Source organism: Microbacterium sp. bgisy189 (genome assembly GCF_965345345.1).
Taxonomy (GTDB): domain Bacteria; phylum Actinomycetota; class Actinomycetes; order Actinomycetales; family Microbacteriaceae; genus Microbacterium.
In genome coordinates, this window is record NZ_CBDRMZ010000001.1 from 232,962 (window position 1) to 249,245 (window position 16,284).

The following is a 16,284-nucleotide window of genomic DNA, read 5'->3' on the forward strand; positions in this document are numbered from 1 at the left end:
GCCCGCGACGCGCCCGGGGAACAGCACGCTCACACACACGAAACACCACACGGCTACAGTGGCCAGGTGTCTTCAGATCCGACCGACCTGCCTGACCTCCTGACCTTCGACGGCGTGCTGTTCGACCTCGACGGCGTACTCACCCCAACGGCCGACGTGCACATGCACGCGTGGCAGACGATGTTCACCGAACTGTTCACTGCGTGGGACGTCTCGCCGCCCTACACCGAACGCGACTACTTCGAGTACCTCGACGGCAAGAAGCGCTACGACGGGGTCGCGAGCCTGCTGCGCTCCCGCGACATCGAGGTGCCGTGGGGCGACCCGTCCGACGCGCCCGCCGAAGACACGGTGTGCGGCATCGGCAACCGCAAGAACGAGGTCTTCACGCGAGTGCTGCGCAGCGAAGGCATCCAGCCCTACCCGGGGTCGTTGGCGCTCCTCGACATGCTCCAGCGTGCCGGCATGCCGGTCGGTGTCGTCTCCAGCTCGAAGAACGCCGAAGAGGTGCTCCGGGCAGCCGGCATCCGCGAAAGGTTCCCGGTGGTCGTCGACGGTGCGGTCGCCGAGCGCGACGGCCTCGCCTCCAAGCCCGCCGCCGACATGTTCGCCGCGGGCGCCCGCGGACTGGGGCTCGACCCTGCCCGCGTCGCGGCCTTCGAGGACGCCCATTCCGGTGTGCAGTCGGCCGCCGCCGCAGGCTGCGGTCTCGTCGTCGGTGTCGATCGTGGCGCCGGTGCCGATACGCTCATCGCCAGTGGCGCGCATGTCGTGATCGACGACCTGTCCGCCTACGTGGCGTGACCCGCCCCCGTCACCACTCGAGAGGCCTGTGATGATCGATCGCGATCGCTTCCCCGTCGACCCGTGGCGTCTGGTCGAGACCGAGTTCTCGCTCGACGACGTCGGTGTGACCGAAACCATCTTCGCCGTCGGCAACGGCTACCTCGGTCTGCGCGGCAATCACCCCGAAGGTCGCCATGCCCTCGAGCACGGCACCTTCATCAACGGGTTCCACGAGGTGTTCCCGATCCGCCACGCCGAGCAGGCGTTCGGGTTCGCCGAGACCGGCCAGACGATCGTCAATGCGCCGGATGCCAAGGTCATGCGCGTCTACGTCGACGACGAACCGCTCGCCTTCGACGTCGCCGATGTGCGCGAGTACGAGCGCGTGCTCGACTTCCGCACCGGCGTGCTCACCCGGCACGTGCGGTGGATGACCCCCAGCGGCAAGGACGTCGTCATCGACTTCGACCGCATGGTGTCGTTCGAAGAGAAGCACCTCGCCGTCATGCGCGTGACCGTCACGGTGCTCAACGCCGACGCGCCGGTGACCGTCAACTGTCAGCTCATCAACCGTCAGGACGGCGAAGACGTCTACGGCGGCACGCCCAAGCCGCATGCGGCGGCGGGTTTCGACCCCCGCAAGACCGAGAAGTTCCACGAGCGGGTGCTGCAACCGCAGGAGTACTGGCAAGACGGCCTGCGCTCCGCGCTCGCGTACCGCGTCGCCGAGTCGGGCATGACCCTCGCGCTCGTCGCCGACCACGTCATCGAGACCGAGAACGAGTACTCGGCCCGCACCCTCGTCGAACCCGACATCGCCAAGAACGTGTTCCGCGTGCAGGCGAAGGCGGGCGTGCCGGTCACCGTCACGAAGCTCGTGAGCTATCACACGTCGCGCGGCGTGCCCGCACGCGAACTGGTCGACCGGGGGCGCCGCACGCTCGACCGCGTGCTCGGCGAGGGCGTGCACACGCCGTTCGAGCGGCAGGCCGCCTGGTGTGAAGCGTTCTGGCAGCGTTCCGACGTGCAGATCGGTGGTCGCGACGATCTGCAGCAGGCGACCCGCTGGTGCCTGTTCCAGCTTGCGCAGGCTGCCGCGCGCGCCGACAGCCTGGGTGTGTCCGCCAAGGGTGTGTCCGGCTCGGGCTACAGCGGGCACTACTTCTGGGACACCGAGATCTATGTCCTCCCGTTCCTCGCGTACACGACGCCGCAGTGGGCGCGCAACGCGCTGCGCATGCGGTACCTCATGCTGCCTGCCGCCCGCCGCCGCGCGGCGATGCTGAACGAGGCCGGTGCGCTGTTCCCGTGGCGCACGATCAACGGCGAGGAGGCGTCGGCCTATTACGCCGCCGGCACCGCGCAGTACCACATCAACGCCGACGTCAGCTTCGCGCTCGCGAAGTACGTGCGGGCGACGGACGACACCGAGTTCCTGTACCGGGAGGGCGTCGACATCGCCGTCGAGACCGCCCGCCTGTGGGCCACGCTCGGCTTCTGGCGCTTCACCGAGAACGGCGACCCCGAGACGTTCCACATCCACGGCGTCACCGGCCCCGACGAGTACACGACGGTCGTCAACGACAACCTCTTCACGAATGTGATGGCTCGCTTCAACCTGCGGTTCGCAGCGCGCACGGTGCGCGAGATGGCGGCGGACGCGCCCGACGAGTACGTCGCCATGCTCGACCGGCTCTCGCTCGACCCCGCTGAAGCGGATGCGTGGGATGCTGCGGCAGAGGCGATGCACATCCCGTACAGCGAGGCCCTCGGCATCCACCCCCAGGATGCGGTGTTCCTCGAGCGCGAAGTGTGGGATCTCGAGAACACGCCGCGTTCGCAGCGCCCGCTGCTGCTGAACTTCCACCCGCTGGTGATCTATCGCTACCAGGTGCTCAAGCAGGCGGACGTCGTGCTGGCGCTGTTCCTGCAGGGCAACCACTTCACGCCCATCGAGAAGCTCAACGACTTCGAGTACTACGACCCGCTGACCACGGGGGATTCGACGCTGTCGGCGGTCGTGCAGGCGATCCTCGCGGCGGAGGTGGGCTATCAGGAGCTCGCGGAGCACTACTTCGAGCAGTCGATCTTCGTCGACCTCGGCGACCTGCACCACAACGCGTCCGACGGTGTGCACGTCGCGAGTGCGGGCGGGGTGTGGACGGCGCTCGTGAGTGGTTTCGGCGGCATGCGCGACCACTACGGCGAGCTGTCGTTCGACCCGCGTCTGCCTGCCGGATGGGACTCGCTCGCCTACACGCTGCACTGGCGCGGCACCCAGCTGAAGGTATCGCTCACAGCCGACGAGCTGTCGATCGCGGCGGGTGAGGGCGAAGACGTCGAGCTCAGCGTGCGCGGCACCGCCTACACCGCGGTCGCCGGTCAGACCCTGACCGTCCCGCTCGACGGCCAGGGCCCGGTGATCGCGGGGCGTCCGACGCTCGGCATGCTCGCCGAGTCGCGTCGTGATGACGGCTCCCGCCTGTCGGCGTCGGTGCCAACGAGCACCGCGACGACGGCGATCCCGACGATCGACGACGGACTCAGCCCGGTCGAGACGGTCGCCGACGTCCGTGCGCCCGACGACCACGACTCCGGCAGGTGAGACCGCGGAGCATCACCCCGTCAGCACGTCGACGCGGTCCTGCAACGGGGCCGTGAAGAACGCCAGTTCGAGTCGCATCGATCTGGCGAAGGCGGCATCCATCCGTGCCCGACCGGCAGCCGACGACGCGCGGGCGGCGGCGTCGGCGAATTCGATCGCGCGCCGCGTGCTCACGTCGAACGCCGGATCGCCGTAGGCGTCGAGCCAGTCCGCGAAGGCGTGCCCGTCGCGGGGGATCTCGCGCCAACGCCGCCCCAGGTCCTGGTACAGCCAGAAGCAGGGCAGGACGGCGGCGAGCAGTTCGGCGTGGTCGCCGCGGGCGGCGACGGCGAGCAGGTGGTCGGTGTAGGCCGTTGTCGCGGGGGCTGCAGCCGGCAGGTCGCCGTCGATGTGGTGTGCGTGCAGCCGGTCGACCTCGGCGAGTGCGCCGCGCGCCGACTCCGCCCAGAACGCCTGTGAATCGCGGGTCGGTGCGGTCGCGGACAGCTGCGCGAGCACCCGCGAGTACTCGTGCAGGTAGAGCGCGTCTTGCGCGAGGTACCAGTCGAACGCGTCGCGGTCGAGTGTGCCCTCGCGCAAGCCGCGCACGAACCGGCAGCGGTCGGTTGCGGCGCGCACCGGTTCTGCCGCCCGCCACGCGCGGTCTGCCCACCCCGCGGCGGGCACCGCTTCGTGGAAGTGGTCGACGGGGCCGTTGCCGCCGCCGACCTCGAGCGCGTCGGCCGCGAGCAGCGCGCCGGTGAGCCAGGCCTTCGCCCGCGTCAACGCCTCGGGCCAGGCGAGCTCCTGGGCGCGCAGCACCGCCATCGCCGACGACAGCGAGCAGCCCGTGCCGTGCGTGTTGCTGGTCGCGACGCGGGTGCCGGCGACGGTGTGCACGGAGTTTGCGTCGACGACGGCATCCGGGCTCTCACCGCCAGCGAGGTGCCCGCCTTTGAGCAGTACCGTCGCGCCGGTGTCGACGGCCAGCCTGCGTGCCTGCTCCACCGCCTCGTCCCAGGTCGTCGCCCAGGTGCGATCGGTCAGCACGCCGAGCTCGGGCAGGTTCGGCGTGACGAGGTCGGCGCGTCGGCACAGCTCGCGCAGTGCCGTGACGGCTTCTTCGTCGAGCAGCCGGTCACCGCTGGTGGCGACCATGACCGGGTCCAGCACGACGATCGGCGGGTCGACGCGGTCGAGCCACTCGCGCACGGTGTCGATCAGCGGTGCCGAGTGCAGCATGCCGAGCTTGACGGCGTCGATGCGCACGTCGTCGGAGACCGCGTCGAGCTGTGCGCGCAAGAACGAGACCGGTGGCACGTGCACCTCTCGCACGCCCCGGGTGTTCTGTGCGACGAGTGCGGTCGCGACGGCCATGCCGTAGCCGCCGAGTGCGCCGATCGTCTTCAGGTCGGCCTGCAGCCCTGCACCGCCCGTCGGGTCGGTGCCGGCGATGCTGAGCACGCGTGCCCGGCTCATGCCGCCACCTCCGATCGGGCGTCGTCCCATGCCGCACGCAGCGCGGCGGCAGCCCCACGCGGATCGCTCGCGCCACTGACCGCGGTGACGACGGCGACGCCGGCGGCGCCGACCGCGCGCAGCGGTGCGACATCGTCGACCCCGATGCCGCCGATCGCGACGCAGGGCAGCGTCGTCGCGGATGCCAGTCGCGCGAACCCGTCGTGGCCGAGTGGTGTCGGATGATCGGCCTTGGTCAACGTGGGGCGGATGACGCCGACGCCGAGATAGTCGATCGTGCCGGCCGGCATCGCGTCGGCGGCTGTGAGGTGCTCCGGCCGGTTCGCCGTCCAGCCGACGATCGATTCGGCACCGAGCAGTCGACGCGCCGTCAGCGGCGGCACGTCACTCTGTCCCAGGTGCACGCCGTCGACTCGCGCACCGGCGTCGCGGGCTGCGAGCGCGACATCGACGCGATCGTCGATCAGCAACAGCGCCCTGCCTGCGATCGCGAGATCGAGCCGGCGTGCCTGCTCGATCTGTTCGCGGGCCGAAGCGGTCTTCGCGCGCAATTGCACGATGCGCACCCCGCCGTCGACGGCCGCCTCGACGACCTCCACGAGCCGGTCGACCTCGAGGCGGTGATCGGTGACCAGGTGCAGGCTCGGGTCGAACGCGCTCACGAGGCCGCCCCGATCAGGCCGGCGATGCGCACGCGGTCGCCGGCGAGGTCGTCGGGCGTCAGCGCGTCGAGTGCGTCGAGGAACGCGACCGCGAACGAGCCGGGCCGGCGCGAGTGCGACGCTGCACGTTCGGATGCCGCGGCATGCACGGCGCAGGCCGCGACGGCCGCTTCGAACGGCGCAGCAACGGCCAGGAATGCGGCCGTCGTCGCGCCCAGCGTGCAGCCGCCGCCGGTCACGCGGGTCAGCAGCGCATCGCCGCCGTGGATCCACGCGTCGCGCTCGCCGTCGGTCACGAGGTCGACCTCGCCGCTGACCGCGACGGTGCCGCCGGTGCGCCGCGCGAGATCGCGCGCCGCGTTCGCCGCATCCTCGGGGCGGTCGAGCGCGTCGACGCCCCGGCCGCCCGCCGAGCGCCCCGCGAGCGCGAGGATCTCGGATGCGTTCCCCCGGATCACTGCGGGGGAATGCTCGAGCAGTTCGTGCGCGAGCGCCGTGCGCACCGGCAGCGAGCCGACCGCGACGGGGTCGAGCACCCACGGCGTGCCGACGGTGACCGCCTCGCGGGCGCCGTCGCGCTGTTCGGCGCGCGGACTGCCGAGATTGACGAGCAGGCCGTCTGCGACACGGGCGAACATGCCGGCCTCGCCGGGCAGATCGCACATCGCGGGCGATGCGCCGAGGGCGAGCAGCGCGTTCGCGGTGAAGCCGGTGACGACCGCGTTCGTGATGCACTGCACGAGCGGGTGTGCGGCACGCAGCGCATCGAGCGCCGCGCCGGGGGACGGATGGACAGGCGTGCGAACACTCATTCGCGACATCCCTTCGCTAGTACGAACTAGATCAGGTTCGACGGGTGTGGTCTCAGCCCGCCGTGCGGGCACCCCGTGTCACTGTGCTCGACCGTAGCGTCATCGCGGACGTGCGTCCAACCGCGTCGCGCATCGGCACCCCCGATGTCGGGCCCACACCATAGGCTGTTCGGGTGACCACCGCCCTGTACCGCCGCTACCGTCCGGAGACCTTCGGCGAGATGATCGGTCAGTCGCAGGTGACCGAGCCCCTGATGACGGCACTGCGCGGTGATCGGGTCGGTCATGCCTACCTGTTCTCCGGGCCCCGCGGATGCGGCAAGACGACGTCTGCGCGCATCCTGGCGCGCTGCCTCAATTGCGCCCAGGGCCCCACCGACACCCCGTGCGGGCAGTGCGACAGCTGCGTCGAACTCAGCCGCGGCGGCGGCGGATCGCTCGATGTCGTCGAGATCGACGCAGCGAGCCACAACGGCGTCGACGATGCCCGAGACCTGCGCGAGCGCGCGATCTTCGCGCCCGCGCGCGACCGCTTCAAGATCTTCATCCTCGACGAAGCGCACATGGTCACCGCGCAGGGCTTCAACGCCCTGCTCAAGCTCGTCGAAGAACCGCCCGCGCACGTCAAGTTCATCTTCGCGACGACTGAGCCCGAAAAGGTCATCGGCACGATCCGTTCGCGCACCCACCACTACCCGTTCCGGTTGGTGGCGCCGGCCGCCATGCTCGAATACGTCGAGCAGCTCTGCGGTGCCGAGGGTGTGCAGGTCGAGACCGGTGTCCTGCCGCTCGTCGTCCGCGCGGGTGGCGGATCGCCCCGTGACACGCTCTCGCTGCTCGATCAGTTGATCGCCGGGTCCGACGACTCCGCCGAGGGAACGGTCGTCCGCTACGAGCGCGCCGTCGCGTTGCTCGGCTACACGCATGGGGCGCTCCTCGACGAGGTCGTCGATGCGTTCGCGGGCGGCGACGCGGGTGCGGCGTTCGGCGCCGTCGACCGCGTCGTGCAGACCGGTCAGGACCCGCGTCGCTTCGTCGACGACCTGCTCGAGCGTCTGCGCGACCTCATCATCGTCGCGGCGACGGGCGAGGGCGCGACCGCCGTGCTGCGCGGCGTGCCCGCCGACGAACTCGAACGCATGGGCCGGCAGGCCGCCGCCTTCGGCACCGACCGGCTCTCGCGCATCGCCGACCTCGTCGTGACCACGCTCGACGAGATGAACGGCGCCACCTCGCCCCGCCTGCAGCTCGAACTCCTCGTCGCGCGCGTCCTCGCCGGTGGCGCTGCCGTTGCCGTTGCCGCGACCGCGCAGCCGCTGGCACAGGCCCCGGCGCAGGCCCCGGTCGTTGAGCGAGCGCAGCCCCCGGTCGTTGAGCGAGCGCAGCGAGACGAAACGCCCGCACCACCCGCACCGCCGACGCCGACCGGCCCCGTCACGCTCGAGCAGGTGCGTGCGGCCTGGCCCGAAATCCTGAAACAGCTCGAACCGATCAGCCGGTCGTCGTGGATGCTCGCGACCGGTGCGCGGGCGGTCGCGTACTCCGATGACGACGTGCTCACGCTCGCGTTCGGCACGCAGAGCGACGTCGCGGCGTTCAAGAAGCTCGCCGCTGGCAAGGGGCCGAGCGAAGACCTGCGCGGCGCCATCCGATCGGTCCTCGGCGTCCGCGTGAAGTACGTTGCGCGTCACGAGCCGAGCGATGCCGCGTCCACGCGCGAGCCCGGCGGCACCGCAGCACCTTCGGACGACGTGCCGCCCGACCCCGACCCGGCGCCGTACGAGCCGTCTGATTCCGACCCGTACGATCCGGGGCCGTCCGAGCCCGCTCCCGAGCGCCCCGCATCCGGTCCGGCCGGCGGTGCACCGGCGCGGCCCGCGGCTCCCCAGCGCGGCCCGGCACCGACAGCCCAGCCCACCTCCCAACGCGAAAGCGCACCTGCACAGACCGCGCCGGTCACCGAGTGGGCCGTCGCCGCGATTCCCGCCGACGAGCCGGGAGCGTCGGCGCAGTTCGCGGTCGATGACGAACCGGAGGAGGCGGCGACCGTGCCGGTGCGCACGCTCACGGCGCCCCGCGACGGCGATGTCATCACGGGCCCTGCCGCCGTTGCCGATCATCGCCCCGACGATGACGGCGACGAAGAGGAAGACGAGATTCCTCCGGTCGACGGCGACGCCCCGCTGCCGCCCACTGCACCCGTCGCCGTCGAACGTGCCGTCTCAACACCGAGTGGCCGCACAGCACGGCCGGGTGGCATCGAGCGGGTCGGTGAAGCGGTCGTTCGGCAGGTGCTCGACGCGCGATTCGTCCGCGAAGAGCCCCATACCCCGCCCACGAGGTTCAACTAGCCCATGTACGACGGCATCGTCCAAGACCTGATCGACGAGTTCGGGCGTCTCCCCGGCATCGGGCCCAAGTCCGCTCAGCGCATCGCATTCCACATTCTGCAGACGCCCACCTTCGACGTGTCGCGCCTGTCGCACCTCCTCGGCGAGCTGCGCGAGCGCGTGCGGTTCTGCGAGGTGTGCGGCAACGTGTCCGAGCAGGAGCGCTGCGGCATCTGCCGCGACCCGCGCCGCGACCAGACCTTCATCTGCGTCGTCGAAGACGCGAAGGACGTCGCCGCGATCGAGCGCACCCGCGAGTTCCGAGGGCTGTACCACGTGCTCGGCGGCGCGATCAGTCCCATCGCCGGTATCGGCCCCGACGACCTCCGCATCGCGCAGCTCATGCAACGGCTCGCCGACGGCACGGTGCAGGAAGTCATCATCGCGACCAACCCGAATCTCGAGGGCGAGGCGACGGCGACCTACCTCAGCAGACTCCTCCATACGCTCGAGATCTCGGTGACCCGCCTCGCATCCGGCCTGCCCGTCGGCGGTGACCTCGAATACGCCGACGAGGTCACCCTCGGCCGCGCTTTCGAGGGCCGCCGGAGCGTGTGATGTCGGCATCCGCCCGCACGAGTGCGCCATGAGCACCGGCGGGGTGTCTGCCCGCGGGTGGGTGCTGTACGCCGCGATGGCGCTGCTGTGGGGCATGCCCTACCTGTTCATCAAAGAGGCGGTCGACACGATCTCGCCGCCGGCGATCGTGGCCGGGCGCACGCTGCTGGGTGCGCTCATTCTGCTGCCGCTCGCCCTGCGTCGACGCGCCCTGAGGCCGGCGCTTCGCGTGTGGCCGTGGGTGCTCGCGTTCGGCGCGATCGAGATGGCCGGGCCGTTCCTGCTGCTGGGGCACGCCGAGCAGACGCTTCCGTCGGGTACGACCGGGCTGCTGGTGGCGACCGTGCCGCTGTTCGCTGCGGTCATCGCGCTGCTGCGAGGTGATCGTTCGGCGCTGTCGCCGGTGCGCGCCATCGGCCTGCTGATCGGGTTCGCCGGTGTTGCCGTCATCGTCTCGGGTCCCGGGCTCGCAGTCGGATCCGACCCCGCAGCCCTGCTCGCGGTCGGTGAGGTGCTGCTGGTCGCGCTGCTCTACGCCATCGCCCCGTTCATCATCGCGACCAAACTCAAGCACGTACCGTCCCTGGGCACCATCACCCTCTCGCTGCTGGTGGTCGGCATCGTCTACCTGCCGATCGGACTGCTGACTCAGCACGAGGTGCCGAGCCTCCGCAGCGCCGGTTCGCTGGTGGCGCTCGGCATCCTGTGCACCGCCGTCGCCTTCATCGCGTTCTTCGCGCTCATCCGTGAGGTCGGCCCGGTTCGCGCGCCACTGTTCACCTACGTGAACCCGATCGTCGCGATCCTGCTCGGTGTCGTCGTGCTCGGCGAGCACCTCACCGGCGGACTGCTCGCCGGGTTCCCGCTCGTGATCGTGGGATGCTGGCTCGCCGCGACCGGCGGCCGCCTGCGACCGCGACGTCCGGTCGGCATCCCCGCCCCCTGATCCGGTCGGGGTCAGGTGCGAACGCGTGCCCGCGACCGGTCGAACGAGCCGAGCGACGCGCGCAGCGGCTGGCCCACGTAGATGCCGAGCGACGCGCCGACCGCCAGGCTGATGCCGATCGTCGCGGCTCCGGCGAGCGTCGCGAAGCCGGCGAGCATCACGGCGGTGCCGTCACCCGATTCGACGACGCCCAGCAGTCCGCGGAACACCGCTGCCCCCGGCACCATCGGCAGGATCGCGGCGGTGGTGATCGCGACCGACGGCACGTGCAGGCGGTACGCCGCGATGATGCCGACCAGGCTGCCGGCGAAGGCGCCGGCGCCGCTCGCGGCGGCGACTTCGAGGCCCGCCGCCGACGTCGCGACGTAGACGGCCCACGCGACGACGCTCAGCACGATGCTGACGACCACGATGCGCAGACCCGCGCCGTTGAAGACGGCGACGGCCACGGCGATGAGCGCGGCGCCGACGAACTGCAGCGGCACGGGGCCGAAGGGGAGCGCTTCGCTCGGCGGCGTCATGCCGAGCCCCACCAGGCGTGCCGTTTCGAGTCCGGCGAGAATGCCGACCACGGCGCCGACGGTCTGCGTGACGAGCTCGAGGATGCGCCCGCCCGCGGTCAGCGCGAACCCGTCGATGGCATCTTGTGCGGCCCCGACGACCGTGAGGCCGGCGAGCATGATGACGATGCCGGCCGCGACGATCACCGAGGGTTTGATGCCCTCGGCCGCCGGCCAACCGGTCGCCGACAGCAGGGATGCCGCGGCTGCTGCGAGCGTGAGCACGAACGCGCCGGCGATCTGGCTGAAGAAGAACGGCACGTGCGCCCGCCCGAGCAGCAGTTGGGTTGTCGCGGCGAGGGCTGCGGCCACGAACGACAGCGCGAGCACGAGCCAGTTGCCGCCGAACATGATCGCCACGCCGACCGCGAGCATCGCCTGCGCGAGCACGACCACCGGTGGCGCGTAGCGGAACGGTGCGCGACGGATCGCGCGTGCCTGCTCGACGGCGTCGTCGACGGGGAGCCCCGCGCGCACGGCGGTCACGAGCGACTGCAGCCGCTGCAGCCGTGTGTGGTCGGGCACGGCACCGCGCACGACGCGCATGAGGGTAATGGGGCGGTCGGCGCCGCTGCGGTGATGGGCCACAGTGATGGAGTTGTACGTGACGTCGACGTGCACGGGGTCGAGGCCGTACGCGGCGGCGACACGCACGATCGTGAGCGTCACTTCGCTCGCGGGGGCGCCGGCGACGAGCATCGTCTCGCCGATGCGGATGGCGAGGTCGAGCACCCGGACGGTCAGCCGGTCATCGATCACCGGCAGCAGTTCGGTCGCCGGAGCGGCCGTATCGGACGGCTGCACGAGGCCGCGCAGCGACCGCAGCACCTTGTCGCGGCGTCCCATCAGGTCAGCGGAGCGAACGCGCCCGGCGACTCACGCAGCTGCGCGGCCAGCGCCGACTCGATGGTGGCTTCATCGACCGTGTAGGTGGCGTCGATGCGACGTTCGGCGTCGCGTCGTGCCTCGTCGTCGTCATCGTCGATGTCGCGCTCTTCGAGGGCGGCGTTGTCGATCGCGCCCGCGGCGTCTTCCAGGCCGAGCGCGTGGTAGGCCTCGACGACCGCGTCGATGGGATACACATCGTCGTGACCGTGGAGTTCGACGGCATTGAACAGGCCGCCGTTGGTGACGAGACCATGGAACGTCAGCACGATGAGCAGGGCGGCGTCACCGGGATGCGAGGCCGCTGCCGGCGTCGGCAGCTCGAGGGCCCGGTTCCACACGGCTTCGGCGGGGGAGCGCATGGCATCAACGGTACGCGGGGCGCGGTCATATGGCATCCGGGTGTTGAGCGCGTCCCTAAGATGGACGGTGGGCTGCGGCATCCGCCCGCCCGCCGGCCACCGGTCGCCGGCTGTCTCCCGGGAGTTCCACTGTGGCGCTGATCGTCCAGAAGTACGGCGGTTCGTCCGTCGCCGACGCCGAGAGCATCAAGCGCGTCGCGAAGCGCATCGTCGATGCCCGTCGCGCGGGGCACGATGTCGTGGTCGCCGTCAGTGCCATGGGTGACACGACCGACGAGCTGATCGATCTCGCGTCGCAGGTCGCGCCGATTCCGGCCCCTCGCGAGATGGACATGCTGCTCTCCAGCGGTGAGCGCATCTCGATGGCGCTGCTGGCGATGGCGATCCACTCGATGGGCTTCGAGGCCCGTTCGTTCACCGGCAGCCAGGCCGGCATGATCACCGACGCGACCCACGGCGCGGCCCGCATCGTCGACGTCACCCCGATCCGTCTGCGCGAAGCGCTCGACGAGGGTGCGATCGTCATCGTCGCGGGGTTCCAGGGCTTCAACCGCGACACCCGCGACATCACGACGCTTGGCCGCGGCGGCTCCGACACGACCGCGGTGGCGTTGGCCGCCGCGCTCGAGGCCGACGTGTGCGAGATCTACAGCGATGTCGACGGCATCTACACCGCCGACCCGCGGGTCGTGCCCAAGGCCCGCAAGCTCGATGTCATCAGCGCAGAAGAGATGCTCGAGCTTGCCGCCAACGGCGCGAAGGTGCTCTACATCCGCGCCGTCGAGTACGCCCGCCGCCACGGTGTCATGATCAACTCCCGCTCGACGTTCAGCTCGTCGCAGGGCACGTTCGTGCTCGGCCCGGGCATGACGCCGCCGGCGGGGATCGAAGGAGGACAGATGGAAGAGCCGATCGTCGCAGGGGTCGCCACCGATCTCAGCCAGGCCAAGATCACGATGATCGGCGTCCCCGACGTGCCGGGCAAGGCCGCCGAGATCTTCAAGATCGTGGCGAAGTCGGGCGCGAACGTCGACATGATCGTCCAGAACGTCTCGGCCGCCTCGACGGGCCGCACCGACATCTCCTTCACGCTCCCCAAGGGCGACGCCGCCACGGCGCTGCGTGCGCTCACCGCCGAGCAGCAGGAGGTCGGGTTCCACAACCTCGTGCACGACGACCAGATCGGCAAGCTGTCGGTCGTCGGTGCCGGCATGCGCACCCATTCGGGTGTCTCGGCGACCCTGTTCGAGGCGCTGTCGACGACCGGCATCAACATCGAGATGATCTCGACGTCCGAGATCCGCATCTCGGTCGTCGTCCGCGGCGACGACCTGGCCGAGGCTGCTCGCGTCGTGCACACCGCGTACGGCCTCGACGGTGACGCCGACGCCGTTGTGCACGCCGGCACCGGTCGCTGACCGCATCTGGCAGGATTCCTGCGACCACCGGCGGTCGCGCAGCGCAACACGGCGGATGCCGCGGCACGCGCGCGGGTAGAATCGCGGCAACCGCCCGTCCGGGCATCCGCGCACCGTAGCGCTCCACATCACTCGTGCGAGCCTCTGGCCGCGCGTCGAACCACCCGAGGTACCGCCATGACTCGCATCTCCGATTCCGGACTCTCCGTCGCCGTCGTCGGCGCCACCGGCCAGGTCGGCACGGTCATGCGCGAGATTCTCGCCGAGCGCGGGTTCCCGATCCGCGAACTGCGCCTGTTCGCCACCGCACGTTCGGCGGGCACGGCGGTCGAGTTCGCCGGCGAGACGATCGTGATCGAAGACGTCGCGACCGCCGACCCCGCCGGCATCGACATCGCGCTGTTCTCTGCCGGTGCCACCGGCTCGCGCGCACACGCGCCGCGTTTCGCGGAGGCGGGCGCCGTCGTCATCGACAACTCCAGCGCGTGGCGCATGGACCCCGACGTGCCGCTCGTGGTCAGCGAGGTGAACCCCCACGCGACGCTGAATCCGCCCAAGGGCATCATCGCGAACCCGAACTGCACCACGATGGCGGCCATGCCGGTGCTGAAGCCCCTCGACGCAGAGGCGGGCCTGGAGCGGCTCATCGTCAGCACCTACCAGGCCGTCTCCGGCTCGGGCCTCGCCGGGGCACAGGAACTGCTCGGCCAGGTCGAAGGCGTGCTCGCGCAGGGCAACACCCTCGACCTCGTGCACGACGGTTCGGCGGTCGACTTTCCGCAGCCCGAAAAGTACGTCGCGCCGATCGCATTCGACGTCATCCCGCTGGCGGGGTCGATCGTCGATGACGGTCAGAACGAGACCGACGAGGAGAAGAAGCTCCGCAACGAGAGCCGCAAGATCCTCGAACTGCCTGACCTCCGCGTCGCGGGTACCTGCGTGCGCGTGCCGGTCTTCACGGGTCACTCGCTGTCGATCCACGCCGAGTTCGCCCGCGACATCACGCCCGACCGCGCCCGCGAGATCCTCGCGTCGGCACCCGGTGTGAGCCTCGAAGAGGTGCCGACGCCGCTGCAGGCCGCGGGCAACGACCCGAGCTACGTCGGCCGCATCCGTGAAGACCAGTCGGCGCCGGCGGGCAAGGGGCTCGTGCTGTTCATCAGCAACGACAACCTGCGCAAGGGTGCGGCGCTGAACGCGGTGCAGATCGCCGAGGTCGTGGCCGAGCGCCTCGCGACCGCCGCCGTCTGAGTTTCGCGGGCGGCAAGAAGCCCGGTCTTTGCCGGTTGGGCATGGCTCGAGCGGCGGGACTGCCCGGACGGCGGGGATAAACTGGGTGATTGTGACTACCCAGACCTATGACGCCGTGCTGATCGGCGGTGGCATCATGAGTGCCACCCTGGGCACGCTCCTGAAGCAGCTGCAGCCCGACTGGAAGATCCTCGTCGCCGAGCGCCTGTCGGAGGTCGCGCAGGAGTCCTCCAACGCGTGGAACAACGCCGGTACCGGCCACGCCGCGCTGTGCGAACTGAACTACATGCCTGAGGCGGGCGACGGTTCGGTCGATCCGGCCAAGGCCGTCTCGATCAACGAACAGTTCCAGCAGAGCCGCCAGTTGTGGGCGAGCTGGGTGGACGCCGGCATCCTCGACGGTCCGTCGACGTTCATCAATGCAACGCCGCACATGACCTTTGTGCGCGGCGAGAAGGATGTCGCCTACCTCAAGAAGCGCTATGAGGCGCTGCGTGAGCAGCCGCTGTTCGCCGGGATCGAGTACTCCGAGGATTCCCGCGTCATCAACCAGTGGGCGCCGTTGCTCATGCAGCAGCGTCGCAAGGGCGAGCCGTTCGCGGCGACCCGTGTGCCCGCCGGCACCGACGTCGACTTCGGCGCGCTGACGCGACAGCTGTTCGCCCACCTCGAGACCCAGGGCGTGGAGGTGCGCACCAACATGGAGGTGCGCAATCTCACGAAGCAGCGGGACGGCAGCTGGAAGGTCGCCTACCGCAACGCGCTCGGGCGCACCCCCGGTTCGGTCTCGGCGCGCTTCGTGTTCGTCGGTGCCGGCGGATGGGCCATCAAGCTGCTGCAGCGCTCCGGCATCCCCGAGATCAACGGGTACGGGGTGTTCCCGATCGGCGGGCAGTTCCTGAAGACCACGAACCCCGCCGTCGTCGCCCAGCACAAGGCGAAGGTGTACTCGCAGGCCTCGGTCGGCGCGCCGCCGATGTCGGTGCCGCACCTCGACACGCGCGTCGTCGACGGCGAAGCGTCGCTCATGTTCGGTCCGTTCGCGACGTTCAGCCCCAAGTTCCTCAAGCAGGGCAAGATCACCGACATCGTCGCGCAGGTGCGCCCCGGCAACATCCTGCCGATGCTCAAGGTCGCCATCGACAACCCGAGCCTCATCACGTACCTCGTCGGCGAACTCATGAAGAACCACCGGAAGAAGGTCGATTCGCTGCGCGTGTTCATGCCGACTGCGAAGGACGAGGACTGGGAGCTCATCCAGGCCGGTCAGCGCGCGCAGGTCATGAAAAAGGATCCTGAGAAGGGCGGCGTGCTGCAGTTCGGCACCGAAGTCGTCACCTCGGCCGATGGAACGATCGCAGGGCTCCTCGGTGCCTCCCCGGGTGCATCGACCGCCGCATCCATCATGCTCGGCCTGCTGCGCACGTGCTTCCCCGATCGCATCGAGCAGTGGCAGCCGACGCTGAAGAAGCTGATCCCGAGCTACGGTCAGACGCTCAACCCGCGCCCCGACGCGGCGAAGGCGTCGCTGGCGGCGACCGCAGAGGCCCTGCAGATCAACGTCTGAGACGCATCGACGCAGGGGGAGCGA

Annotated in this window: 13 protein-coding genes and 1 riboswitch; of the genes, 8 read left to right on the forward strand and 5 right to left on the reverse strand. The window is 70.2% G+C overall.

Going from position 1 to position 16,284, the window contains the following annotated elements; all coding sequences use genetic code 11:
- The first annotated feature begins 66 nt into the window (after positions 1–66).
- Complete coding sequence (locus ACSF8R_RS01190; RefSeq protein WP_434810017.1) at positions 67–804, forward strand: HAD family hydrolase; 738 nt, start codon at positions 67–69, stop codon at positions 802–804.
- Between the two features lie 31 nt (positions 805–835).
- Positions 836–3,391 carry a glycoside hydrolase family 65 protein gene (locus ACSF8R_RS01195; protein ID WP_434810018.1) on the forward strand — a complete coding sequence of 852 codons (2,556 nt, stop codon included), beginning with the start codon at positions 836–838 and terminating at the stop codon, positions 3,389–3,391.
- Between the two features lie 12 nt (positions 3,392–3,403).
- On the opposite strand, the gene thiD is transcribed toward ACSF8R_RS01195, so the two are convergent.
- The 3 genes from thiD to thiM form a co-directional block, all read right to left on the reverse strand.
- Complete coding sequence (gene thiD, locus ACSF8R_RS01200; protein ID WP_434810019.1) at positions 3,404–4,849, reverse strand: bifunctional hydroxymethylpyrimidine kinase/phosphomethylpyrimidine kinase; 1,446 nt, start codon at positions 4,847–4,849, stop codon at positions 3,404–3,406.
- A complete protein-coding gene (thiE, locus tag ACSF8R_RS01205; RefSeq protein ID WP_434810020.1) occupies positions 4,846–5,511 on the reverse strand; it encodes a thiamine phosphate synthase in 666 nt (221 codons plus the stop codon). The genes thiD and thiE overlap by 4 nt, the downstream gene beginning before the upstream one ends.
- The gene (gene thiM, locus ACSF8R_RS01210; protein ID WP_434810021.1) at positions 5,508–6,323 is read right to left on the reverse strand and encodes a hydroxyethylthiazole kinase; all 816 of its coding nucleotides are present in this window, start codon (positions 6,321–6,323) and stop codon (positions 5,508–5,510) included. Before thiM ends, thiE begins: the two co-directional genes overlap by 4 nt.
- Positions 6,315–6,409, reverse strand: a riboswitch (TPP riboswitch). Its footprint overlaps the gene before it by 9 nt.
- Positions 6,410–6,496: 87 nt before the next feature.
- Between thiM and ACSF8R_RS01215 the strand changes: the two genes are divergently transcribed.
- The 3 genes from ACSF8R_RS01215 to ACSF8R_RS01225 are packed head-to-tail and all read left to right on the forward strand — an operon-like array spanning position 6,497 to position 10,217.
- Entirely contained in the window at positions 6,497–8,674 is a 2,178-nt protein-coding gene (locus ACSF8R_RS01215; protein ID WP_434810022.1) for a DNA polymerase III subunit gamma and tau, read from the forward strand.
- A gap of 3 nt (positions 8,675–8,677) precedes the next feature.
- Positions 8,678–9,271, forward strand: a complete 594-nt coding sequence (recR, locus tag ACSF8R_RS01220) for a recombination mediator RecR (RefSeq protein WP_434810023.1) — start codon at positions 8,678–8,680, stop codon at positions 9,269–9,271.
- Positions 9,272–9,299: 28 nt separating this feature from the next.
- Positions 9,300–10,217 carry a DMT family transporter gene (locus ACSF8R_RS01225; protein ID WP_434810024.1) on the forward strand — a complete coding sequence of 306 codons (918 nt, stop codon included), beginning with the start codon at positions 9,300–9,302 and terminating at the stop codon, positions 10,215–10,217.
- Positions 10,218–10,228: 11 nt separating this feature from the next.
- On the opposite strand, the gene ACSF8R_RS01230 is transcribed toward ACSF8R_RS01225, so the two are convergent.
- A complete protein-coding gene (locus tag ACSF8R_RS01230; protein ID WP_434810025.1) occupies positions 10,229–11,623 on the reverse strand; it encodes a threonine/serine ThrE exporter family protein in 1,395 nt (464 codons plus the stop codon).
- Positions 11,623–12,024: a DMP19 family protein gene (locus ACSF8R_RS01235; protein WP_434810026.1), complete on the reverse strand. Its 402-nt coding sequence runs from the start codon at positions 12,022–12,024 to the stop codon at positions 11,623–11,625. Before ACSF8R_RS01235 ends, ACSF8R_RS01230 begins: the two co-directional genes overlap by 1 nt.
- A gap of 131 nt (positions 12,025–12,155) precedes the next feature.
- Between ACSF8R_RS01235 and ACSF8R_RS01240 the strand changes: the two genes are divergently transcribed.
- The 3 genes from ACSF8R_RS01240 to ACSF8R_RS01250 all read left to right on the forward strand — a co-directional run bounded on the left by ACSF8R_RS01240 (position 12,156) and on the right by ACSF8R_RS01250 (position 16,260).
- Positions 12,156–13,442 carry an aspartate kinase gene (locus tag ACSF8R_RS01240; protein WP_434810027.1) on the forward strand — a complete coding sequence of 429 codons (1,287 nt, stop codon included), beginning with the start codon at positions 12,156–12,158 and terminating at the stop codon, positions 13,440–13,442.
- A gap of 177 nt (positions 13,443–13,619) precedes the next feature.
- The gene (locus tag ACSF8R_RS01245; RefSeq protein WP_434810028.1) at positions 13,620–14,693 is read left to right on the forward strand and encodes an aspartate-semialdehyde dehydrogenase; all 1,074 of its coding nucleotides are present in this window, start codon (positions 13,620–13,622) and stop codon (positions 14,691–14,693) included.
- Between the two features lie 91 nt (positions 14,694–14,784).
- Positions 14,785–16,260 carry a malate:quinone oxidoreductase gene (locus ACSF8R_RS01250; protein ID WP_434810029.1) on the forward strand — a complete coding sequence of 492 codons (1,476 nt, stop codon included), beginning with the start codon at positions 14,785–14,787 and terminating at the stop codon, positions 16,258–16,260.
- Positions 16,261–16,284: the final 24 nt, after the last annotated feature.